The following is a 22,703-nucleotide window of genomic DNA, read 5'->3' as shown; positions in this document are numbered from 1 at the left end:
ACCGCTGGCCGCAGCGAGCGTGCAGTGCCCATCCTTGAGTTCAATGGTTTCGACCTGATCTTGGACGAGCGTGTCCGGTCGACGGACGGCATAATAGACAACCTGGGTCCGACGCACGGTCCCGCCCGCAGATACGGATTGGCGAGTGGCATGAGTGGTTTCAGTCTGAGCAGTGAACCTTTCACCCTGTTGCGTGACTGCGCGGCCGTGATGGTGCCGCAGGGTGAGGCGGTGAGCCTGCCGGCGGGCCAGATCGGCTACATCACCCAGGCGCTGGGTGGCAGTTTCACCGTGTATGTGGAAGGCAACCTGTTCCGCATCGCGGGCAAGGATGCCGATGCGCTGGGCAAGGAACCGCCCGCGCCGATCGAGGTGGCTGCCGATGCCACCGACGCGGATGTGGAAAAGCTGGCGTGGGACCAGCTGCGCACGGTGTTCGATCCTGAGATCCCGGTCAATGTGGTCGAACTGGGGCTGGTCTACGACCTCAGCCTGGAGCAGACCGCTTCGGGCGAACGCAAGGTCTACGTGAAGCTGACGCTGACCGCTCCCGGTTGCGGCATGGGCGACATCCTGGTGGACGACGCCCGCACCAAGCTGGAGATGATTCCCACGGTCACCGAGGCCGAAGTGGATCTTGTGTTCGATCCGCCATGGAGCCACTCGATGATGTCCGACGCGGCCAAGCTGGAAACCGGCATGCTCTGAGCCGTCGCACCGGCGCGATGCCGGGCTGCGACGGCGTAATATCATGCGAGTCCTGTTTCCGGGGCGCGCGTGACGACGCAAAAACGCGCGATTGCTGTTGCGAGTCCGCGGCGCTGTGGCTGCCATGATGCAGGGATCCTTTCGCGATGGGCTGAGTTTCGGCCCGGGTGTTGCGGGCTGTGACTTCCGTCACTTGTCGTAGGAAAAAGTCGTGTTGCGGCGACGGTTCGCAAGAAATATCGTCTCGTGATCCGCCATCGGGGAGGTTGGCGGATGATCCTTTAGCGGTGTGATGGCCGTTTTGCAGCTACGCGTCCACGTGCTGCCCTTGCATGGATTGCCAGGGGGAAGGCAGCCGGGTCCGGACGTATTTTGGGATCGCTAGACAGCTGACGAATATGGAGCCGTGTCCTGCACGGCAATTCTTGCATGGGGTCCACGTGGCCGCATCGGGCCCGTTTGTCCCCGATTTTGTCTAGGAGCATTGGAATGCCCAATCACTTCCGTCTCAAACTCTTGGTGGCCGCGATCGGCATGGCTACCGCCTCGGCCACCACGGCCGCCACCACGCAGACCCTGCATGCGCAGGACCTCGGTGCAGCGCCGGCCAGCTCGCTGGCGGCTCGTCTGAATCTCGACCAGAACATGTCGCTGTCGGCACGCAGTTCGGTGGCCATCGCGGGCGGCCAGAAGGTCGTGCGCCACCAGCAGCTGTTCCGTGGCGTGCCCGTGTATGGACGCAGCATCGCCGTGGTACAGGATGCGCAGGGCAATGCACTGCGTGCTACCGGCGAGCTATTGCAGGATGCGCAGCTCGATCAGCTTTCGGTCGCACCCAAACTGACTTCCGACAAGGCCATCACGGCGCTGAAGGGACATGCGCATACCATGCTCGTCGCAGGCGCCACGCTGGAGAACCAGCAGGCCGAGCTGTTCGTGTATCCGCAGGAGAATGGTCCGACCCGGCTGGTCTATCGCGTTTCCTACTTCGTCAATGGCGCGAATCCGAGCCGGCCGACCGCGATCGTCGACGCCAACACCGGTGAGGTCATCAAGAGCTGGAATGGCCTGACCGATGCTTCAGCGAATGGCCCCGGCGGCAATACCAAGACCGGCAAATACACCTACGGCACCGACTACGCCGCGCTCGACGTGACCCAGTCGGGCAGCACCTGCACGCTGGTCAACACCAACGTCAAGACCTACAACCTGAAGCAGGCCAGCAGTGGCGGTACGGTGGTCAGCTTCACCTGTCCGACCAGCAATACCGACGCCATCAACGGGGCCTATTCGCCGGTCAACGACGCGCACCATTTCGGCGGCGTGGTGCACGACATGTACACTGCCTACACCGGCGCCGCACCGCTGAACATGCAGCTGGTGATGAAGGTGCATTACAAGGCGAACTACGAGAATGCGTTCTGGGACGGCACGGCGATGTACTTCGGCGACGGCGCCAGCACGTTCTATCCGCTGGTGTCGCTGGACGTGACCAGCCATGAGATCAGCCATGGCTATACCGAGCAGAACTCGGGCCTGGAGTACACCGGCCAGTCGGGCGGCATGAACGAGGCGTATTCCGACATCGCCGGCGAGGCGGCCGAATACTATGACCGCGGCGCTGCCGATTTCCTGGTTGGCGCGGATATCGTCAAGACCAGTGCCGGCATCGGCAATGCGCTGCGCTACATGTGCAACCCGCCGCAGGATGGCGGCTCGATCGACAACGCGACCAACTACAAATCCAGCCTCGACGTGCATTACACCAGCGGCGTCTACAACAAGTCGTTCTGCCTGCTGGCCAAGACCAGTGGCTGGAACGTCAAGAAGGCGTTCCAGGTCTATGCGCTGGCCAACAAGTCCTACTGGACGGCGACCTCGACGTTCAACTCGGGCGCCTGCGGCGTGCAGTCGGCGGCCACCGATCTGGGCTACAGCGCCAGCGACGTGGCGGCGGCATTCAGCGGCGTCGGTGTGATCTGCTCGGGCGGTGGCGGCACGGGCGGTACCACGACGCTGCAGAACGGCACGCCGGTGACGGGTCTTTCCGGCAGTGCGAGCCAGGAGCTTGCCTACAAGATCACCGTGCCGGCGGGCGCCAGCAACCTGGTGATGGCGATGTCCGGCGGCACCGGCGATGCCGACCTGTACACCAAGTTCGGCGCGGCACCGACCACGACCAGCTACGACTGCCGCCCGTACCTGAGCGGCAACAACGAGAGCTGCACGGTGGCGGCGCCGCAGGCGGGCGACTATTACATCAAGGTGCGCGGCTACAGCACGTTCTCCGGCATAACGCTGACAGCCAGTTACACCACTGGAAGCGGTTCGGGCGGTTTGCAGAACGGCGTGCCGGTGACCGGTCAGTCCGGTGCTGCGAATCAGGAGCTGAGCTACACCGTGACGGTGCCGGCGGGTACCGGCAGCCTGACCATCGCCAGCTCCGGTGGTACCGGTGACGTGGATCTGTACGTGAAGAAAGGTTCCGCGCCGAGCACCACCAGCTACGACTGTCGTCCGTATCTGAGCGGCAACAACGAGAGCTGCACTTTCAGCGCGCCATCGGGCACGTACTACATCAAGTTGCGCGGCTACTCGGCGTTCTCGGGCGTGAGCCTGAAGGCAACCTGGTAAGCGTCCAGTACCAGCGGTGAAAACAGCAGGGGCCCGGTCTGCAAGACCAGGCCCCTGCTCTTTTTCGAAATGCGTGCTGCCGTGCGACTAGCCGGCGGCTTCCTCGAAGCGGTTCGCATCGCGGTTCTTGCGCACCTTGGCCGGATCCCACACCCGTCCGTTCATGGTGATGTAGACCCCATCGGGCAACGTCTGCACGGCGGCCACCGCACAGCCGATGTTGAACACCGCATCGGAACCCTGGAAGCGCGCCGGATTCAGCGCGCCGGTCAGCACGATCACCTTGCCTTTGATGTTCGCCAGTTCGCGGGCGGTTTCGACCATGGTGTCGGTGCCGTGGGTGACCAGCACATGGCGATGCGGCTGCGCCTCGATCGTCGAACGTACCAAGGCGCGGTCCTCGGCGCCCATATGCAGGCTGTCCTTGCGCAGGATCGGAATCACGTCGAACTGGAACGCCACGCCGAGCTGGCCGAGGATATCGCCGATCTGTGGCGCACCGATCTTGTAGTCCGACTTGTCGTCGAAATAGATCTTGTCGATGGTGCCGCCGGTGGTGACGATGGTCAGATGCTGCATGCGTGTGGGCCGAGGAGGGGACGGATCATTTTAGCCCGTGTTGGGTCCGAGCGGCGGCCCTGCCACGGAGCTTTGGTGTGGTGTGGAAGAAAGCCATGGCTGCAAAGCCCCGGCTTGACCGTTTGCTAGCCCAGCAGCAGGGCCGTGTTGCGCGCGTCCGGCGCCACCATCCGGTTGAGGCCGTGGCCAACGAAACGCTGCAATGCCGCTGCCGGGCGCGGATCGCCATGACGGCTCGACCAGCTCGCCTGGCGTGCCAGCAGTGCGGCGCTGGCACAACGCGCCAGCGTAAAGGCGAGGCCACGCGCACCGGCTTCGAGCGATTCGCGATTCGAAGCATGTCCGTCGAGGTACGCGGTGGCGGCATCCAGCGTGGCCTGGATCGCGCCTAGCGCAGCGGAATCATCGGCGTCGCCCGACCATGCATGAATCCCCGTGCGCAAGGCGGCGAACGTATCGCCGGCCAGCGCGCGCAGGCTGTCCAGCGACAGCACATTGGTGGTGCCTTCCCAGATGGCGTACACCTGCGCATCGCGCAGCAGCTGCGGCAGGCCGGTGTCCTCGATGTAGCCGGCGCCGCCGAAACACTCCAGCGCTTCCGAGCACAGCTTCACGGCCAGCTTGCCGGTCCATAGCTTGGCCAGCGGCGTGAGCAGGCGCAGCAAGGCGGCCTCGTGTGGCGCGGCAGCGCCGCGTTCGACACGACCGAGCAGGTGGGCGACTTCGAATGCGAGCGCGAAGGCACCCTCGAACTCGGCCTGCATGTCGGCCAGCGTCTGCGCATGCAGCGGCTGCTCGATCAGGGGACGTCCAAACGCCTGCCGTCGCGAGGCGTAATCACGCGCCATGCTGATCGCACGCGCCATGCTGGCGATCGCGCAGATCGCATTCCAGGTGCGGGTGACGTTGAGCATCGGCGCCACCTGGCGCACGCCATGGGCAAGTTCGCCCAGCGGCCATGCGGGCAGGCCGTCGAGATGGATCTCCGCGGTGGGCAGTTCGTGCGTGCCGAGCTTGTCCTTCAGACGGTCGATCACCAGTCCGGGCTTGCGCCTGCCGCCCTCCATCGTCTCGACGTAGAACAGGGCCAGCGCAGCCGTGCCCGCTTCGGCGCCTTCAGGTCGTGCCAGCGCCAGTGCGGCTTCGCCGACCACGGCCGAACTGAACCACTTGCGGCCGTGCAGCCGCCATTGTCCATCCGCGCCCCGTCGCGCGATGGTCTCCGTGCCGCCGACGTCGGAGCCGCCGGTGTTCTCGGTCATCCACTGGCCGCTGAGCCAGAACGTCGAAGCGTCGCGGCTGAGGAAATGCGGCAGCGCGCGTTCGATCAGTTCGCGATTGCCGGATGCCTTGATCGCCGTGGTGGCTCCATCGGTCATCGCCAGCGGGCAGGTATAGAACTCGCTGGCCACGTGATACAGGTAGACGCGTGCGAATTCCTCCAGCCGTCCATGTGCGCTGTCGCCATGGCCGGCAGCGAGTACGGCATGCCGTGTCGTCATCGCCGCGCCTTCCTGCCAGGCGGGCGTCAGTTCGATGCGATCGACGCGCTGTCCCCAGGCGTCCCACTGGGTCAGTACGGGTTTGCGGCGAACGCTGCTGCAGGTGCGCTGCCAGGCCGTCTGTGCATAGTCGCCGAGTGCATCGAGATCGACGTCCAGCGCTGCGCGCCGCGCGGCAGGCAGCGCACGATCGAGCAGAGCCAGCAGTGTGCGATCGCTGCGATACGGGTGCGGCAGTTGCGGTGGATCCTGCAGGAAGCCCATGGTGGTCCAAGTCCTGATTCTTTGGGTGCTTCGATTTGCCCGGCGTCGATCTGCCATGGAATGCAAGCGGCCGGGCGATATGCCGGAAGTGCTTGCGGGATCGAGTTCGCCGGAGTCAGTGCGTCACCTTGCGTGTAGCCATATGGCGAAGATACGCCAGCACGGCATCCAGATCAGCATCGGACAGCGCATGCGCATCGAGGCCCTGCATCCTGGCCTGCGGCCAGTAGCGCAGCGACTGCGGGTTGCGGATGTACGCGCGCAGCAGGCCGGCCTGCAGGTACTCGGTGGGGTTGTGCGGGATATTGAGATCGGGCCCGAGCTTCGCATCGCCTTCACCGTTGAGCGTGTGGCAGGCGAAGCAGGTGTGCTGGAACACGACGAAACCGCGCTGCACCTCGCTGCCCGGTGGCAGCAACGGATCGGGCAGGATCGCCGGGAAGCGTGCGGCGACATCGCTCAGCCTGCGGATCGCGGCGAGCTGGTAAGGCCATTGTTCCGGACTGACATGGGCGGCCTGCGGCTGCGTCCACACGATGTAGAACGGCCCGGCATGAGCATGATTTTCATCCAGTGCCGGCCAGGGGTGTGCCGGGTCCTCGATCGCCAGCCACGCTTCGCTGCCCTGCCTGTTCAGGAACAGCGCGGCGGGAATCTCGGCGGCAAAGCCGTCGCCGGCGACGAACTGCAGGTGATCGTCTGCGGCGATGCCCTTGAGCAGGGCGAGCAAGGGGACTGCCCGATATTGCATCGTGCGCCCGAACGCGACATCGGCTGGCACGCTGATGGTGCGTGCATCCTGTCGCTTGAGCAGGGCTTCGGTGCGATAGGCGACGAGGCCATGGCCGAGGTCGACTTTCAGCTCGGCAGCAGTCGCGGGCAAGGCCAGACACAACGCGAGCAGGCATAGGGTGAGCAGCTTCATCAGAGGCTCCGGCAAGGGATGTAAAGAAATTGTAGGTTCACGCATGTCGATGACTATGCGATTCACATGCAGCGACAGCAGCATGCTCCTAGCCTGTCGGAAAGCTGAACAAATTTCGACATACACGTTGAACTCACGGCGCGCTGGCCACACTAAGCACACGTATCGCCGTGATGGCGACAAGAAGTGGCACAGCACATCGTGTCACTGAGGGGCCGGCCTTCCTCCCCCGGATGCCGCCTGACAAACCCCGTCAGTCCTCCCCTGGCTGATGGGGTTTCTTTTTGTATGCCGCAAGAGGGTGCGATGTGCTCTGCCATGGATAATGGCCGCGTAGCTTTCTCCCCTGTGGGCAACTGATGATCATCGACTCGCTGCTCGACACCGACCTGTACAAGTTCTCGATGATGCAGGTGGTGCTGCACCAGTATCCGGCCGCGCAGGTCGAGTATCGCTTCAAGTGCCGCAATCCGGGCGTCGACCTGGTGCCCTGCATCGACGAGATCCGTGCCGAGCTGGCTGCGTTGTGCCGGCTGCGCTTCACCGTGGAGGAACTTGCCTATCTGCGGGCGTGGCGTTTCATCAAGAGCGATTTCATCGATTTCCTGGGCCTGTTCCAGCTCAACGAGAAATATGTCGAGATCGCGCCCTCCGCATCGGGCAACGGCGAAATCGAGATCCGCATCCGTGGGCCGTGGCTGCACACGATCCTGTTCGAGGTGCCGCTGCTGGCGATCGTCAACGAGGTGTACTTCCGTCGCACCAGTGCAGGTCGCGATCTGGCCGAGGGGCGCCGCCGCTTGCAAGCGAAGATCGCGTTGTTGCGCGATACGCCGGATTACTCCGGCTGCCGGATTGCCGACTACGGCACGCGCCGGCGCTATTCGCGGGTGTGGCAGGAAGAAGTGGTGACCACGCTACGCGACGGACTCGGTACGCAGCTGGCCGGTACCAGCAACGTGTGGCTGGCGCGCAAGCTCGGGCTGACCCCTCTCGGCACGCTGGCGCACGAATACCTGCAGGCGCACCAGGCGCTAGGCCCGCGCCTGCGCGATTCGCAGGTGGCGGCGCTGGAGGCGTGGGCGAAGGAATACCGTGGCGATCTGGGCATCGCCTTGTCCGATGTCTACGGACTCAACGCGTTCCTGCGCGATTTCGACATGTATTTCTGCAAGCTGTTCGACGGCACCCGGCACGATTCCGGCGATCCGTTCGCGTGGGGCGAGAAAGTGCTGGCGCACTACTGCGCGAACCGGGTCGATCCGCGCAACAAGGTGCTGGTGTTCAGTGACGGGCTGGATATCCCGATGGTGATGCAGCTGTACGCGCATTTTCGCGACCGCTGCCTGCTCGCGTTTGGCGTCGGCACCAACCTCACCAACGACGTGGGGCCGGAGCCGCTCAACATCGTGATCAAGATGATCCGTTGCAATGGCCAGCCGGTGGCCAAGCTGAGCGACTCGCCCGGCAAGAACATGTGCGAGGACGAGGCTTATGTGGCCTACCTGCGCCAGGTATTCGAGATACCCGCGTCGCAGGGTTAGGTGGCTCTGCGCCGAGTCCTGTGCGAACGGCGTCAGAACGCCGGCAGCACGGCGCCGTGGTATTTCTGTTCGATGAAAGCCTTCACCTCGGGACTGGTCAGCGCTTTCGCCAGCTTCTGCACGCGCGGGTCGTTCTGGTTGTCGGGGCGACCGACCAGGTAGTTGACGTAGGGCGAGTCCTTGTCTTCGATCAGCAGCGCGTCCCTGGTTGGATTGAGGCCGGCGGCCAGGGCGTAATTGGTGTTGATCAGGGCGAGATCCACCTCGTCCAGCGTGCGCGGCAGCATCGCCGCCTCCAGTTCGCGGAACTGCAGGCGTTTCGGATTCGCGGTGATGTCCTTCAGCGTGGACAGCTCGTTGCTCGGATCCTTCAGCGTGATCAGCCCGTGTTTCGCCAGCAGCAACAGCGCGCGGCTGTTGTTGCTGGGATCGTTCGGAAGGGTCACGCTGGCCCCGTCGGGCAACTGATCAATGCTTTTGTATTTGTGCGAATACGCGCCGAATGGCTCGATATGCACGCCGGTGATGATGGTGAGATTGGTGCCGTGCTCGCGGTTGAATGCATCCAGGTAGGGTTTGGTCTGGAAGTAGTTCAGGTCGATGTTCTTCTCGGCTACCTGTGTATTCGGCTGCACATAGTCGGCGAACACCTTGATCTCCAGGTTCACGCCTTCCTTGGCCAGCAGCGGCTTGACCTGCTTGAGGATTTCCGCGTGCGGAATCGCGGTGGCGGCCACGCGGAGCGTCTGGCCGTCCTCCTTGGGCGCGGAACAGCCCGTCAGCAGGGCCAGGGTGGTGACGAGGGCGGCAAGCAGCATTCTCATGGCAAACATTCACTTGTGCGGCGCACAATAATAAGCCGTCTATACTGCCAAACACAAACATGGGGTGAATATTGCTTGTAATGCGTCACGTCTTCGGCGCGGCATAGCCGGCCAGCAGGAGCAGGGCCAGGATGGCGGCGACGGCGGCGAGCAGCAATCTCATGGCAGCGATTCTCATGGGCGGCCAACGAAAGTAGGCTGCCCATGCCGCCGAACGCAAATAACCAAATCAGCGTTGCTTATACCGTGTCACGATGCGGTCGCCGATCATCTGCAGCAGCTGCACCAGCACGATCAGCAACGCCACGGTAACCAGCATGTAGTCGGACTTGTAGCTGAGGTAGCCGTAGCGATAGGCCAGGTCGCCCAGACCGCCGGAGCCGATCGCGCCGCCCATTGCCGTGTAACCGACCAGCGCGATCGCGGTGACGGTGATGCCGGCGATGATGCCGCCGCGCGCTTCCGGCAGCAGCACGTGGCGCACGATCTGCCACAAGCTGGCGCCCATCGCCTGACTGGCCTCGATCACGCCCTGCTGCACCTCGCGCAACGCGGTTTCCACCAGTCGCGCAAAGAACGGTGCGGCACCGATCACCAGCGGTGGGATCGCGCCGCGGATGCCCAGCTTGGTGCCGACCAGGAAATAGGTCACCGGCATCAGCACGATCATCAGGATGATGAAGGGCACCGAGCGCAGCACATTCACCAGCAGCGAGGTGACGGCGTAGATCCGGGGCATCGGCCGCAACTGGCCCTTGCCGGTGAGATAGAGCAGCACGCCCAGCGGCAGGCCGATCAGCACGGTCAGCAGCAGCGAGCCGCCGAGCATCAGCAGGGTGTCGATGCAGGCGCGGCCGAGCTCGCCCCAGTCATCGATGTTCGGGAACAGTTTCTGCAGCAGGCTCATCGGTGCAACTCCTCGATCTCGATGCCGGCCTCGCGCAGTGCGGCCAACGCGGCATCCACGCGTTCGCCCTGCATGGCCAGGGTCAGCTGGCCGTAGGGCAGGTCCTTGATGCGGTCGATACGCCCGGCAAGGATGTTGAAATCGATCCCGGTCTCGCGGGCGACGCGTCCGAGTGCAGGGGTCAGCGTGGTGTCGCCGCGGAAGCTCAGGCGCAAGATGCGCCCCGGCACCTGGGTGAACGGCGCCAGTTCGCTGGCGGCTTCCTCCGGCAAAGCCTCGTTGACGAAGCGCCGGGTGGTCGGATGCTGGGGATGAAGAAATACATCAGCCACCGCTCCGCGCTCGACGATCACGCCAGCATCCAGTACGGCCACCCGATCGCACACGCGCCGCACCACATCCATCTCATGGGTGATCAACACGATGGTGAGCTTGAGTTCGCGATTGATCTCGGCCAGCAGATCCAGTACCGAAGCGGTGGTCTGCGGATCGAGCGCACTGGTCGCCTCGTCGCACAACAGGATCGTCGGCCGGTTGGCCAGTGCGCGCGCAATGCCGACACGCTGTTTCTGGCCACCGGACAGTTGCGACGGATACTTGCCCGCGTGCGCAGTCAGTCCCACCCGCGCCAGCAGTTCGTCGACACGGGAGCGGATGGCGCCGGCATCGCGTTCGCCGGCCAGCCGCAGCGGAAAGGCCACATTGTCGGCCACGGTCTGCGAGGCGAGCAGGTTGAAGTGCTGGAAGATCATGCCGATCTTGCGGCGCTGCGCGCGCAGTGCCAGTTCGGCCAGCGCGGTCATCTCGACGTCGCCGACGAAGACATGGCCGCCACTGGGGCGTTCGAGCAGGTTGATAAGCCGTATGAGCGTCGATTTGCCGGCGCCGGACAGGCCGATGATGCCGTACACCTCGCCCTCGGCGATGTCGAGGCTGAAGGGTTGCAGCGCGGGAATGTCCCGGCCGTCGACGCGGTAGGACTTGTGGACATCGACAAAGCGGATCACGGCGGGGGGCTTGGTCTGCGGGCGGAAACGGCATTCTATGTCACGGGCACGGCCAGCGATGGCGTAGACTGCTGAATCGGCTTACCCGAACGGAGTCCATCCATGCCCAGCGTTTACGATTTCACCGTCCGCGATATCGATGGCAACCCGCACTCGCTCGCCGACTGGCGTGGCAAGACACTGCTGATCGTCAATGTCGCGTCCAAATGCGGTTTCACCCCGCAATACAGCGGGTTGGAGACACTGTGGCAGGACCAGCGCGATCACGGGCTGGTGGTGCTGGGTTTCCCGTGTGACCAGTTCGGCCACCAGGAGCCCGGCGACGAGGCCGAGATAAAGAATTTCTGCAGCACCCATTACGACGTGACGTTTCCGATGTTCGCCAAGATCGAGGTCAATGGCGAGCACGCCGATCCGCTGTACCAGTGGCTGAAAAGCGAGGGCAAGGGCATCCTCGGCAGCGAGTCGATCAAATGGAACTTCACCAAGTTCCTGGTCGATGCCGACGGGCAGGTGGTCAAGCGCTATGCGCCCACCGATACGCCAGCGAAGATCGGCAAGGACATCCTGGCGCGGCTGGCTGGTTGATGCTGCCAGGCGGCTTCATTCGCCGCCGCGATAGTTCGCCAGCAGTTCGGCGATGGCGTCCAGCTCGCTGCCGGCACGGGGCGCGTCGGCCGCCGGTTCGTAGTTGTTGAGCATGATGGCGAAAGCCAGCCGTTCGCCGGTGGCGCTGGTGACGTAGCCGGCCAGGCAGTGCACGCCGCTCATGCTTCCGGTCTTCGCGTGCACGTTGCCGGCCGCCGCGGTCTGGTGCATGCGATTGACCAGGGTGCCGTCCACGCCGGCGACCGGCAGGGCATCGTGCAACTGGACGGCATACGACTGTGCAGCCAGATAGCCGAGCAGGCGCACCAGCGCGTTCGGTGTCACCAGGTCACGGCGTGACAAGCCGGCTCCCTCGGTGATCATGCTCGCCGAGGGCGGAATGCCGATCTGCGCCAGCAGGGATTGCAGCGCACGGATCGCGTAGCCTTCGGTAGTCACGAAGCCGGAGGCGGGATCTGCCGTACGCGCCTGTTCGTGTGCACCGACAGTCAGCAACAGATTCTGCAGGTACAGGTTCTGCGAACGCTTGAGGCCGCGCTGCAGGATGTCCAGCAAGGGCGGCGACAGCACTTCGCCGAGTGTGCTGGCATGGGCCAGCAGGCCGGCATCGTCCTGCGGCCAGTGCAGCACCTGCAACTTTCCGCTGACGCTTATGCCATGGCGTGTCAACGCCTGGCGCAGCTCGCGTCCGGCCAGCAGGGCCGGATCCGTCATGGCCAGCCTGAAATGCTGCGGTGTCGAGCCGGCAGGCACGCTGCCGAAGGCATACAGCCGGTCGGTGCCCGGTGCGCGATACAGGTTGATGTCGCTGGAGGTGTTAGGCAAGGTGGTAGTGAGCTGGCCGAGCACGACCGGGATGCCGTCATGCGGCGCGAGGGTGAGGCTGGCTGGCTGGCCCGGGGCGGTGTCGGGAGTCACCGTGACGTCGACGACGTTCTCCTGCACGCTGAGCGCGGAGGACGGTACCGCGAACCAGCTTTGCAGGTCGCTGGCCTCCCAGCCGCTACCGAACGACGGGCCTGTGAAATAGCTGTCGTCGGCGATCAGGTTGCCATGCACGGAATGCACGCCATGCGCGGCCAACTGACCTGCCAGTCGGTCGGCCCAGTCGGCATTTTCCCCGGTGCCAAGGGTAGGGTCGCCCATGCCGTACAGGATCAAATGGCCATCCAGACGGCCATGACGCAATGGACCTCTGCTCAGCAAACGAGTGGGTATGCGGTAATCCGCGCCCAGCGTGGCCAGGCTCAGCGCGGCGGTGAACAGCTTGGCGGTGGAGGCCGGCTGCAACAGATGGTCGGCGCGATGCGCGTACAACATGCGGCCGCTGTCCAGCGACATCACGGCAATGCCCCAACTGGCCGCAGTGAAGCGATCCTGGCCGATGCGTGCATCGATCTGCGCCGCCAGTGCCGTCGGGGTGGTGGTGGCCGGGGGTGCCGCCGCCAGCGAGGTACCGAGCCAGCATGTGCCGGCCAGCCACAGGAGCGAGGCGAGACGGTGTCGAAAACGGCTTGGCGGCGGGCTCATGGCCCCAGTATCGCCAATCCGGCCAGCCTGCGCAGCCGGGCCGTCTGTCGCGGTTCTGTTAACCTTGCGCGCTCGTGCCGGCATCTGGCCGGCGGACTTGAACCTATTTGTGAGACTTACATGCAGATTGCCCAGAACTCCGTTGCTGCCTTCCACTACACGTTGACCGACGACCAGGGCCGGGTCATCGACAGCTCCGAAGGCCGCGAGCCGCTGACCTATCTGCATGGCAGCGGCCATATCGTGCCGGGCCTGGAGAAGCAGATGGAAGGCCGCGCAGCCGGCGACAAGTTCACCGCCGATGTGACGCCCGAAGAAGGTTACGGCGTGCACCACGCCGAGCTGATGCAGGAGGTTCCGCGCGCGGCGTTCCAGGGCGTCGAGGACATCCAGCCCGGCATGCAGTTCCAGGGCCGCGGTCCGCAGGGCGAGATCAACGTCACCGTGACCAAGGTCGAGGACGACAAGGTGTTCATCGACGGCAACCATCCGCTGGCCGGCAAGACCCTGCATTTCGCGATCGAGGTGACCGACGTGCGCGCTGCCAGCGAGGAAGAGCTGGCACACGGCCACGTGCACGGCGCCGGTGGTCATCACCACTGATCGGTCCCCGCGCCCAGGTGATCATGGCAAAGGCCCGCTGACGCAAGTCAGCGGGCCTTTGCCATTTGCCCAGCCACCTTCTCGACAACGAGCCGGTAGGTACGGATGGTGACCTTAGTTACTGAAGTTGCTTGACCCAGTTGTCGTACTGGGCCTTGCTGACGCGTTTGCCGTTGTGACTGGCATTCAGGAAGTCATTGGCCAGCGGCGGATAGGCGGCTGCCTGATCCTCACTGATCCATTTGCCGCCACCGGACAATTGTTCAAACGAGGGTGCCGGATTGATCACCGGTGCAGGCGCCGGTGCGCTGTGCACGATGACCTGACCTTGTGGCGTCGGATAGGCTGCCCTTTCCGTTGGTGCAGGGCTGGCCATCGACGCTGCCGGTGCGGGCGGTGGAGATGGTGCATCCTGGGCGATCAGCGAGCCGGCGAACAACAACGCAGCGGCGGTGAGGGCGGATAAAAGAGGCTTGTGAGATTTCATATCGATGCTCCATGCCAGAATACTGAGGGGAAGAACTTTGGTGGGGACATCCGCTGCCGATTCAGCGCAGAGATTTTCGCCGTCGGCTACCGGACTGGGGATTACGCTAACAAGGACTATGTAAATGCCGGCTCAACATCTTGGTCATGATGGCGTGAAGCTGCCGTGTCGTTGCACGCAGCTTCAGGTAACCGTCACATGCTGAGTCTTGCGCAGGCGCGCCTGCTGCAATTGTCGGCGCAGGGGCTGCTGCAGCCATTGCGCCGACGGCCACGGCGCAGCGACGTGGTGGCGGCAATCGAGCGCATGCGCCTGTTGCAGATCGACACCATCCATGTGGTTGCGCGCAGCCCGTACCTGGTGCTGCATGCCCGTCTCGGCGCTTATCCGATGGAGTGGCTGGACGAAGCGCTGGCGCAAGGTCAGCTGGCCGAGTGCTGGGCGCATGAGGCGTGCTTTGTGAGTGCGGCCGATGTCGGCTTGCATCGCGGCTGGCTGGGCCAGCGCGGCAGCCATTGGGCGCAACGACATGCCGAGCGCATGCATCGCGAACAACGCACGGAAATGGACGCGCTGCTCGAAGGCGTTCGCGTCTCCGGCGCGGTACGCGCGGCGGATTTCGTGCGCAAGGAGGGCGATGCAAGAACGGCCAAGCCGGGCTGGTGGGCATGGAAGCCGGAGAAGCGCTGGCTGGAGGCCTGGTTTGCGCTGGGTGAGCTGATGGTCGCGCGACGCGAAAATTTTCAGCGCATATACGATCTCGCCGCGAACGTGCTGGCGCAGCTCGATCCGCCATTCGATATCGCCGCCGCCGCCCTTCCTGCAACGGAGCTGCGGCAACGCTTCGTCCTCGACAGCGTGCGGGCACTGGGCGTGACCCAGGCCGGCTGGATCGCCGACTACTACCGGTTGAAACCCGCGGTGACCGAGCGGGAGCTGGCGCCCTTGCTGGCTCGTGGCGATCTGCTGAGGGTGTCGGTACAGGACTGGAAGATACCTGGCTATGTGCATCGCGATCATGCCGGGATGCTGTCGCGGGCGCTGCGGGGGCGTCTGCGCGCGACCCATACCGCGCTGCTGTCGCCTTTCGACCCGCTGGTGTGGGATCGGGCACGGGCGCTGGCGATGTTCGGTTTCGAGTACACCATCGAGTGCTACACGCCGGCGGCGAAACGGCGTTACGGTTACTTCGTGCTGCCGATCCTGCATCGTGGCCGCCTGGTTGGCCGGCTGGACGCCAAGGCGCACCGTGGCGAGGGTGCGTTCGAGGTCAAGGCGCTGTTCCTGGAGCCGGGCGTGGTGCCCGATGACGGATTGGTGCAGGCGCTGGCCACGGCGATCGCCGATACGGCGCGCTGGCATGGCACGCCCACGATCAGGTTGGGGCGTACGCAGCCGGTGACCTTGGCAAAGGCTTTGCGGGCAGCTTGGCGCGCCGGGGAATAGGCGCGCCATATGCTCAAGGTGCGCTGCTGGCAGAGGCTGGATTCACCGCGCATGACTTGCCATGCAGGGCATCGCGCAAACTGGCCGCCAGCGAGTTGCAGCGGGCGGCCAGTTGTGGGCGGATATCTGGGTTTTGCGAGTCGATCAGCAGGTTGGTGCGCATCTGCTGGTAGCGATATTCCAGTTGATCTGGCGGAAAGATGGCGGCCGCGCGATGGCAGGCCAGGTAACTGGACAGGTAGTCGTCGCAGGCGGGAATGCCGGTGTGGTCGGGCAGCTCGACACCCTGGACGGTGATATGGCCTTGGCTGGCCGCTGGGTGGTGCGGATATGCCGTGCGGCTGCCGGCAGCGGCGGTCGCCGGCAAGGCGGCGGTTTTCGGCGTGTTCTGGGTCGTGGGCTGGTGAGCGCAACCGGCCAGCAACAGGCCGGCGATCGTGCACGTCAGGCTCAGGCGAGGCAGGATGGACATGCTCGTGCTCCTCGGTGATGGACACTTGCCGGGCGCAGGAACGAATCGGCAGTTATCGACAGGGTGGGCTCACACTAGAGCGGGTTCGAGGTAAAGAAAATCTGAATTTGTCATCCGCCGGACAAATTCGGTGAAAACGAATCCATTTTGTGCGGTGCCGCGTAATCTCGCATCCGCCCAATTCTGCCGTTATGATTTGCCCACTGTGTTTGCCGGGGTCAGCAGAGTTTGTGGCCCGATGCAGCCGATCCGCGATCTGCCTCATCGTTCACCTTAGGGTTGTTTCCTTGCACACCAGTAAGCCGGCCTGCCGCAGTGTGCAGGTCGAGTCTTTAAAACCCCATGGAGTGATTAGCATGTCAGATCGTCAGATCGGTACCGTCAAGTGGTTCAACGACGCCAAGGGCTTCGGTTTTATTGCCCGCGACAATGGCCCGGACGTCTTTGTGCATTTCCGCGCGATCGCCGGCTCGGGCTTCAAGAGCCTGCAGGAAGGCCAGCAGGTCTCCTTCAAGGTGGTGCAGGGCCAGAAGGGTCTGCAGGCCGACGAAGTGACCCCGGCCTGATTGGCTTTCGGATGTAGGGGAAACCGGGCAGCGATGTCCGGTTTTTTCTTGCCTGGATAATGGCCGTGACAGTCCGCTTGACAAATCACTTGCAAGCTGGAAATCCGTTATGCTAACGGCACTGCGTCTGCTCGGCCACGTGCGTGCCCGGTAAGGGGTTTCCTGAATCCCTATCGTTACACCCGATGATTCCGGCAAGCTCAGTAAGCCGTCGGCCCGTTGGGGCCGGCTTGTGTCAGCGACTGGAATGGATCGGAGTGAGTCATGTCGGATCGTGAAGTAGGTACCGTCAAGTGGTTCAACGACGCCAAGGGCTTCGGCTTCATCAGCCGGGAGAATGGCCCTGACGTGTTTGTGCATTTCCGCGCCATTACCGGCACGGGATTCAAGAGCCTGCAGGAAGGGCAGAAAGTGAGCTTCAAGGTCGTCGACGGCCAGAAGGGCTTGCAGGCCGAAGACGTCACGCCGGCCTGATAACGGCGTTGATATCCTGAAGAGGCCGGCGCAAGCCGGCCTCTTCTTTTGTCGTTGGCGCAACAATTCGCTAGCCTGTCGGGATGTCCGATCTTTCCCATGGCCGTGCGCCCGTGCCGATGCCGGCGGTCGCCGTAGTGACCGAGCAGGCAGTCATTCCGGTACGGGCTGTCGATGGCTCACGCTTCGAGTTGCTCTGCGTCCACCCCACGGGGACATGGCGCCAGCTGTTGTTCTGGTTGCCGGCGATGGGCATGCCGGCCAGGCACTACCTGCCGCTGGCCGAGGCGCTGGCCGCGCGGGGCGTGGCGTTGGTCGTGCACGAATGGCGCGGCATCGGTTCCAGCAGCCAGCGGGCAGGTCGCCGTGACGATTGGGGTTACCGCGAACTGCTGGCCGACGATCTGCCGGCCGCGCTGGCCGCGGTACGTGCGCGCTGGCCGCAGGCGTCCTGCTGGCTGGGTGGACACAGTCTGGGCGGACAGCTGGGTTCGCTGTATGCCAGCCTGCATCCGTCCGAACACGCCGGCCTGGTGCTGGTGGCGAGTGGTTCGCCGTATTGGCGCCGCTTCCGCTTCGGCGGCCTGATTCGGGTGGCCTATGTACTCGCTCCGTGGCTGGCTTGGCTGGTGGGCTATCTGCCGGGGCGGCGGATCGGCTTTGCCGGCAATGAGGCCCGCCGGTTGATCGCCGACTGGGCGCGCAGCGGATGCAGCGGCCGTTATGCGGCGGCGGGGATGGCGCAGGATTTCGAACAGGCCCTGGCCGCGTCGCCGCTGCCGGTACTGGCTTTGCGTTTGCAGGACGACTGGCTGGGGCCGCGAGCCTCACTGGATTGGCTGCTAGGCAAGATGCCGCAGGCCAGCCAACGCGTGGAGGTCATCACGACGCAGGACCTGGATGGCCGGCCGGCCGATCATTTCAGCTGGATGAAGACTCCCGAACCGATCGCCGCACGCATCGCCAGCTGGGTTGCTGCGCAGGATGTCGGTTTGACCGCGCGGAGCCACCCGGCCGCTTGATCCATGGGCAGGTCGCCTGCATATGGGACAGCTGTTCCCTGGTGGATGACCCGATGAACCTGTTTGAACCCCTGGCCCAGCGCGGCCTCAACTTGCGCAACCGTCTGGTGGTGTCGCCGATGTGCCAGTACTCGGCCGTCGACGGCATGCCGAATGAGTGGCATACGGTGCATCTGGGCAGCCGTGCCGTGGGCGGCGCGGCGGTGGTGATCGCCGAGGCCACCGCGGTCTCGGCGCAGGGACGCATCTCGCCGCAGGACACCGGCCTGTGGAATCAGGCCCAGCAGGATGCGTGGCAGCCGATCGCCCGCTTCATCAAGGCGGAGGGTGCGATTGCCGGCGTGCAACTTGCTCATGCCGGACGCAAGGCCAGCACGCTGCGCCCGTGGGAAGGGCATGGCCCCGTACCGGCCGGGCAGGGCGACTGGCTGACCGTGGCGCCATCGGCGTTGCCATTCGATGCCGGCTGGAACGTGCCGCACGCACTGGACGAAGCTGGCATCCAGGCAGTGATTGCGGATTTCCGTGCAGCGGCACAACGCGCACTGGCCGCCGGCTTCGAGTTGATCGAGCTGCACGCGGCACACGGCTACCTGCTGCACCAGTTCCTGTCGCCGCTGAGCAACCGGCGCGAGGACGCCTATGGCGGCAGCTTCGAGAATCGCAGTCGCCTGGTGCGCGAGGTGATCGCCGCGGTGCGCGAGGTGTGGCCGGCTGAGCTGCCGTTGTGGCTGCGCATCTCGGCCACCGATTGGGCCGATGCCGGCGGCTGGGATATCGAGCAGAGCGTGCAACTGGCCGCGCAGGTGAAACAGCTTGGCGTCGACCTGATTGATGTTTCCAGCGGTGGCTTGCTGCCGCATGTCACGATTCCGCTGAAGCCGGGCTACCAGGTGCCGTTCGCCGCGCGCATCCGCCGCGAGGCGGGTATTGCCACCGGTGCGGTGGGCCTGATCACCACGGCGCAGCATGCTGCGGACATCGTCGCCAACGGCGAAGCCGACGTGGTATTGATAGCGCGCGAGAGCCTGCGTGACCCGTATTTCCCGCGTCGGGCAGCGCAACTGCTCGATGCCAAGATCGAGGTGCCGATCCAGTATCGGCGCGCCTGGTGAGCCACGGAGAACGATGATGGAAGCCACCCCGACCCTGATCGAAGGCCGCCTGCACGATCTTGGCGATGGCTTCACCGTGCGGCGGATGCTGCCGGTGCTGCAGGCGCGCCATGTCGGCCCCTTGGTTTTCTTCGATCACATGGGGCCAGCCACGTTTGCGCCCGGCAGCGGCATGGATGTGCGGCCGCATCCGCACATCGGGCTGGCCACGGTGAGCTGGCTGTTCGAGGGGGCGATCCGCCACCGCGACAGCATCGGCAGCGTGGCCGACATCCGTCCCGGCGAAGTGAACTGGATGACCGCCGGGCGCGGCATCGTGCATTCGGAACGCACGCCGCCGGACGAGCGTCGCGACGGACAGTCGTTGCATGGCGTGCAGATCTGGGTGGCCTTGCCGCAGGCCGATGCCGAGGTGGCGCCCGAATTCCATCACCATGATCGCGCGGTGTTGCCGACGATCCGCCAGCCCGGCATGGAAGCAGTGCTGATTGCCGGCAGCGCGTACGGGCAACAGTCGCCGGTCAAGGTGTTCGGGCCGATGTTCCTGCTCGAGGTAAAGCTGGCCGCTGGCGCCGAACTGGCGTTGCCGCAGGAGCATGTCGAACGTGGTGTCTTCCTCGTCGAGGGCGCGGTTCGCTGGGGCGAGCTGGATCTTGCGGCGGCACAGATGGCTGTGCAGGCAGGGCCAACGGCAGCGTCGTTACGCGCAAACGCGGACAGCAAGCTGCTGTTGTTCGGCGGTGCGCCGCTCGATGGCGAGCGGCATTTGTGGTGGAACTTCGTCGCGGGCACCCAGGAGCGGATCGAACAGGCCAAGGCCGACTGGCAGGCGCAGCGCATGGGCAAGGTCACCGGCGACGAGGACGAGTTCATTCCGCTGCCTTGACCGGCGCTTCCAGTTGCAACGGAAACGTCGCCGGGTCAGGCTGTCCGGGTCGATCCGTCGAGGGGCTTGCGCATGTCCGGCTTCACCAGTTTCAGCGAGTTCTATCCCTACTACCTGACCGAGCACGGCAATCGCAGCTGCAGGCGCATGCATTTCATCGGCAGCAGCCTGGTGATCGTGGTATTGCTGGTGGCGCTGCTGACCGGCCAGCTCGGCTGGCTATGGCTGATGCCCGTGGCCGGTTACGGCTGTGCCTGGGTGGGCCACTACGTGTTCGAGAAGAACCGTCCGGCCACGTTCAAGCATCCGCTGTACAGCCTGCTTGGCGACTGGGTGATGTACGGACAGATGTTGCGCGGCAAGGTCAGCTTCTGAGCGCGGGCCGTGCCTGAGCGGATCAGCGGTATTTCTGGTGGCAGCTCTTGCAGGTCTCGTCGATCGGCTTGAGGGCGGCAGCCAGGGCGGCGCAGTCGGCGGGTGCCGATTGCAGTGCCTGCTGCAGGCGATCCTGCAACTGGCTCGCGTCGTCGGTGAAGTCCTTTTCGGGCACGCCGAACACCGGCACGATGTCGGTGGCGGTGGATTGCAGTCGCTGCAGGTGATGCTGGCTGCTGGCGGCCCCGCATTGCTTTGCCTTCAGCGCATGGCCCAGCTCGCCCATGTGGTAGCCCATCGTCTGCATCACCGCCTTGGGCATCGGATGACGTGCGCCCAGCGTGCTCATGACGTTGACGGTACCGATCACGCCAATCACCAGGCCCAGCAGGATCAACAGAGCGACGCGCATCGTTTCGGTTCCGCAGGGGACGAGGAGGGCGGCAAGAATAACCCGCGCCGCCGTATTGCATCCACGCATGCGCGATAAAATGGCCGGGTAGGCAGGTTGTTTCTGCAGAAAGTCCAAGATTTCCTGACGGTACAAGACGAATTATTCGAGGCTCTCCCATGCTTGGCAGCACGACATGACTGACGTGGAATTTCCGGCCGAGCGCTTCGCCGGGGTCGAACGCCTGTACGGCGCCGGCAGCGTGGCCAGGTTGGCGCAGGCGCATGTGTGCGTGATCGGCATCGGCGGTGTCGGTTCGTGGGCGGCCGAAGCCTTGGCGCGCAGCGGCGTGGGCCGGCTCACCCTGATCGACGCCGACGAAGTCTGCGTGTCCAATACCAATCGCCAGCTGCATGCGCTGGACGGCGAGTTCGGCAAGTCGAAGGTCGGCGTGATCGCGGCGCGGGCGAAGGCGATCAACCCGGCGATCCGGCTCGACCCGATCGAACGCTTCCTTACCCCGTCCACGCTGGACGAATTGCTCGACCGCGGCTACGACGTGGTGCTCGATGCCTGCGACGCGTTCCGCGTGAAGCTGGAAACCATCGCCTGGTGCCGGCGGCGCAAGCTGCCCATCGTCAGCGTGGGTTCGGCCGGCGGGCGCACTGACTCCACCCAGATCCGCGTACGGGATCTATCGCGCACCGAACACGATGCGATGTTCAGCCTGGTCCGCAAGAAGCTCCGCACCGACTTCAACTTCCCGCGCAATCCGGATCGCTACTTCGGCGTGTCGGCCGTGTACTCGCTGCAGAACGTGCAGTACCCGCAGCCGGACGGCACGGTGTGCGGCAATCGGCCGCCGGGAGGCGATGCGTTGAATCTGGCCTGCGGCGGTGGGCTTGGCGCCGCCACGCACGTCACCGGCGCGTTCGCGTTTGCGGCGGTGGGCAAGGTGCTGGAGAAGTTGCTGGGGAAAGGCGAGAAGTGAGAAGCGAGTAAGAGCCGGGCTTCCTCTCTTCTTTTCTCACTCCTCTCCACCCACTCCGGCTGTTCGATCACCAACCCATGTAATGCCCGCCGTTGATCGCCAGGTTCGCCCCGGTGATCCAGCTGGCCTGGTCGCCGGTAAAGAACGCCACGGCATGGGCGATTTCTTCCGGTCGGCCGAGACGTCCTACCGGGATCTGCGCCACGATCTTCTCGCGCACCTCTTCGGGCACGGCCATCACCATGTCGGTGCCGACGTAGCCGGGTGAAACGGTGTTCACGGTGATGCCGAACTTCGCGTTCTCCTGCGCCAGCGAGATGGTGAAACCGTGCATGCCGGCCTTCGCCGCGGCGTAGTTGGCCTGGCCGTACTGGCCCTTCTGGCCGTTGATCGAGCTGATCTGCACGATGCGGCCCCACTTGCGCGCGCGCATGCCGTCGATCACCGGGCGGGTGACGTTGAAGCAGGCGTTCAAGTTGGTGCTGATCACGTCCGTCCACTGCTGGTAGTTCATCTTGTGGAAAGTGCTGTCGCGGGTGATGCCGGCATTGTTGACCAGGATGTCGATCGGGCCGCATTTTTCCTCGATGGCACGGATCATTGCGTCGCAGGCGGTCGGGTCGGTGACGTCGCCTTGCACCATGCACACCTCGATTCCGTCCTTCGCCATCTCGCCATGCCATGCCTCGGCCTTGGCCTGGTCACGGTAGTTGGTGGCGACCCGGTGCCCCTGACCGGCGAGGTAGCGGATGATCGCGCTGCCGATGCCGCCGGTGCCGCCTGTGACCAATGCCGTGCGCTGTGTCATGTCCATGATCTCCTGTGAGGTAAAGCCGTGGGCG

General features: G+C 64.5%; 24 protein-coding genes. 13 read left to right on the top strand and 11 right to left on the bottom strand.

Annotated features, from left to right (window positions below; translation table 11 throughout):
• Positions 1-150: 150 nt before the first annotated feature.
• Complete coding sequence (gene sufT / locus B0E46_RS00525) at positions 151-708, top strand: putative Fe-S cluster assembly protein SufT (RefSeq protein WP_077553760.1); 558 nt, start codon at positions 151-153, stop codon at positions 706-708.
• A 489-nt stretch (positions 709-1,197) separates the two neighbouring features.
• Positions 1,198-3,342: a pre-peptidase C-terminal domain-containing protein gene (locus B0E46_RS00520; RefSeq protein WP_077553759.1), complete on the top strand. Its 2,145-nt coding sequence runs from the start codon at positions 1,198-1,200 to the stop codon at positions 3,340-3,342.
• Positions 3,343-3,429: 87 nt separating this feature from the next.
• Here B0E46_RS00520 and B0E46_RS00515 read toward each other — a convergent pair whose 3' ends face one another.
• From B0E46_RS00515 to B0E46_RS00505, 3 genes are all read right to left on the bottom strand, one after another.
• Complete coding sequence (locus tag B0E46_RS00515) at positions 3,430-3,921, bottom strand: asparaginase domain-containing protein (protein WP_077553758.1); 492 nt, start codon at positions 3,919-3,921, stop codon at positions 3,430-3,432.
• Positions 3,922-4,046: 125 nt separating this feature from the next.
• Entirely contained in the window at positions 4,047-5,687 is a 1,641-nt protein-coding gene (locus B0E46_RS00510; protein WP_077553757.1) for an acyl-CoA dehydrogenase family protein, read from the bottom strand.
• Between the two features lie 115 nt (positions 5,688-5,802).
• A complete protein-coding gene (locus B0E46_RS00505; RefSeq protein ID WP_077553756.1) occupies positions 5,803-6,612 on the bottom strand; it encodes a cytochrome c in 810 nt (269 codons plus the stop codon).
• Positions 6,613-6,971: 359 nt separating this feature from the next.
• On the opposite strand from B0E46_RS00505, the gene pncB reads away from it, so the two are divergent.
• The gene (gene pncB, locus B0E46_RS00500) at positions 6,972-8,156 is read left to right on the top strand and encodes a nicotinate phosphoribosyltransferase (RefSeq protein ID WP_077553755.1); all 1,185 of its coding nucleotides are present in this window, start codon (positions 6,972-6,974) and stop codon (positions 8,154-8,156) included.
• Positions 8,157-8,188: 32 nt separating this feature from the next.
• On the opposite strand, the gene B0E46_RS00495 is transcribed toward pncB, so the two are convergent.
• The 3 genes from B0E46_RS00495 to B0E46_RS00485 form a co-directional block, all read right to left on the bottom strand.
• The gene (locus tag B0E46_RS00495) at positions 8,189-8,980 is read right to left on the bottom strand and encodes a MetQ/NlpA family ABC transporter substrate-binding protein (RefSeq protein ID WP_077553754.1); all 792 of its coding nucleotides are present in this window, start codon (positions 8,978-8,980) and stop codon (positions 8,189-8,191) included.
• Positions 8,981-9,209: 229 nt separating this feature from the next.
• Positions 9,210-9,887, bottom strand: coding sequence for a methionine ABC transporter permease (locus B0E46_RS00490; protein WP_077553753.1), 678 nt, complete (start codon positions 9,885-9,887; stop codon positions 9,210-9,212).
• Entirely contained in the window at positions 9,884-10,894 is a 1,011-nt protein-coding gene (locus tag B0E46_RS00485; protein WP_077553752.1) for a methionine ABC transporter ATP-binding protein, read from the bottom strand. The genes B0E46_RS00490 and B0E46_RS00485 overlap by 4 nt, the downstream gene beginning before the upstream one ends.
• Positions 10,895-10,996: 102 nt before the next feature.
• On the opposite strand from B0E46_RS00485, the gene B0E46_RS00480 reads away from it, so the two are divergent.
• The gene (locus B0E46_RS00480; protein WP_077553751.1) at positions 10,997-11,482 is read left to right on the top strand and encodes a glutathione peroxidase; all 486 of its coding nucleotides are present in this window, start codon (positions 10,997-10,999) and stop codon (positions 11,480-11,482) included.
• Positions 11,483-11,497: 15 nt separating this feature from the next.
• Here B0E46_RS00480 and dacB read toward each other — a convergent pair whose 3' ends face one another.
• Complete coding sequence (dacB, locus tag B0E46_RS00475) at positions 11,498-13,033, bottom strand: D-alanyl-D-alanine carboxypeptidase/D-alanyl-D-alanine-endopeptidase (protein WP_077553750.1); 1,536 nt, start codon at positions 13,031-13,033, stop codon at positions 11,498-11,500.
• A 120-nt stretch (positions 13,034-13,153) separates the two neighbouring features.
• Here dacB and B0E46_RS00470 point away from each other — a divergent pair, with 120 nt between their 5' ends.
• A complete protein-coding gene (locus tag B0E46_RS00470; protein WP_077553749.1) occupies positions 13,154-13,636 on the top strand; it encodes a peptidylprolyl isomerase in 483 nt (160 codons plus the stop codon).
• A 118-nt stretch (positions 13,637-13,754) separates the two neighbouring features.
• Here B0E46_RS00470 and B0E46_RS00465 read toward each other — a convergent pair whose 3' ends face one another.
• On the bottom strand, positions 13,755-14,123 hold the full coding sequence (locus B0E46_RS00465; RefSeq protein WP_077553748.1) for a hypothetical protein: 369 nt from the start codon (positions 14,121-14,123) through the stop codon (positions 13,755-13,757).
• Positions 14,124-14,321: 198 nt separating this feature from the next.
• Between B0E46_RS00465 and B0E46_RS00460 the strand changes: the two genes are divergently transcribed.
• Positions 14,322-15,569, top strand: a complete 1,248-nt coding sequence (locus tag B0E46_RS00460) for a crosslink repair DNA glycosylase YcaQ family protein (RefSeq protein WP_077553747.1) — start codon at positions 14,322-14,324, stop codon at positions 15,567-15,569.
• Positions 15,570-15,582: 13 nt separating this feature from the next.
• Here the strand turns inward: B0E46_RS00460 and B0E46_RS00455 are convergent, their stop codons facing one another.
• Positions 15,583-16,041, bottom strand: a complete 459-nt coding sequence (locus B0E46_RS00455) for a hypothetical protein (RefSeq protein WP_077553746.1) — start codon at positions 16,039-16,041, stop codon at positions 15,583-15,585.
• Positions 16,042-16,397: 356 nt separating this feature from the next.
• Between B0E46_RS00455 and B0E46_RS00450 the strand changes: the two genes are divergently transcribed.
• From B0E46_RS00450 to B0E46_RS00425, 6 genes are all read left to right on the top strand, one after another.
• Entirely contained in the window at positions 16,398-16,607 is a 210-nt protein-coding gene (locus tag B0E46_RS00450; RefSeq protein ID WP_077553745.1) for a cold-shock protein, read from the top strand.
• A gap of 264 nt (positions 16,608-16,871) precedes the next feature.
• Positions 16,872-17,081: a cold-shock protein gene (locus B0E46_RS00445; protein WP_077553744.1), complete on the top strand. Its 210-nt coding sequence runs from the start codon at positions 16,872-16,874 to the stop codon at positions 17,079-17,081.
• Positions 17,082-17,200: 119 nt separating this feature from the next.
• Complete coding sequence (locus B0E46_RS00440; protein ID WP_077553743.1) at positions 17,201-18,103, top strand: alpha/beta fold hydrolase; 903 nt, start codon at positions 17,201-17,203, stop codon at positions 18,101-18,103.
• 53 nt (positions 18,104-18,156) lie between these two features.
• On the top strand, positions 18,157-19,218 hold the full coding sequence (locus tag B0E46_RS00435; RefSeq protein WP_077553742.1) for an NADH:flavin oxidoreductase/NADH oxidase: 1,062 nt from the start codon (positions 18,157-18,159) through the stop codon (positions 19,216-19,218).
• A 16-nt stretch (positions 19,219-19,234) separates the two neighbouring features.
• Positions 19,235-20,104 carry a pirin family protein gene (locus tag B0E46_RS00430; protein WP_077554136.1) on the top strand — a complete coding sequence of 290 codons (870 nt, stop codon included), beginning with the start codon at positions 19,235-19,237 and terminating at the stop codon, positions 20,102-20,104.
• Positions 20,105-20,176: 72 nt separating this feature from the next.
• Positions 20,177-20,479 carry a DUF962 domain-containing protein gene (locus B0E46_RS00425; protein ID WP_077553741.1) on the top strand — a complete coding sequence of 101 codons (303 nt, stop codon included), beginning with the start codon at positions 20,177-20,179 and terminating at the stop codon, positions 20,477-20,479.
• A gap of 22 nt (positions 20,480-20,501) precedes the next feature.
• Here B0E46_RS00425 and B0E46_RS00420 read toward each other — a convergent pair whose 3' ends face one another.
• Positions 20,502-20,891 (bottom strand): cytochrome c, encoded by a 390-nt coding sequence (locus B0E46_RS00420; protein ID WP_077553740.1) that lies wholly within the window; start codon positions 20,889-20,891, stop codon positions 20,502-20,504.
• A gap of 175 nt (positions 20,892-21,066) precedes the next feature.
• Between B0E46_RS00420 and B0E46_RS00415 the strand changes: the two genes are divergently transcribed.
• Entirely contained in the window at positions 21,067-21,861 is a 795-nt protein-coding gene (locus B0E46_RS00415; protein ID WP_077553739.1) for a tRNA threonylcarbamoyladenosine dehydratase, read from the top strand.
• A 67-nt stretch (positions 21,862-21,928) separates the two neighbouring features.
• Here the strand turns inward: B0E46_RS00415 and phbB are convergent, their stop codons facing one another.
• Positions 21,929-22,669: an acetoacetyl-CoA reductase gene (gene phbB, locus B0E46_RS00410; RefSeq protein WP_077554135.1), complete on the bottom strand. Its 741-nt coding sequence runs from the start codon at positions 22,667-22,669 to the stop codon at positions 21,929-21,931.
• Between the last annotated feature and the right edge of the window lie 34 nt (positions 22,670-22,703).

The sequence above is a fragment of the Rhodanobacter sp. B04 genome, from assembly GCF_002001125.1.
In the GTDB taxonomy this organism is placed as follows: domain Bacteria; phylum Pseudomonadota; class Gammaproteobacteria; order Xanthomonadales; family Rhodanobacteraceae; genus Rhodanobacter.
Note: the sequence above shows the minus strand (reverse complement) of the source record. Positions and strands in the feature narration are given on the sequence as shown.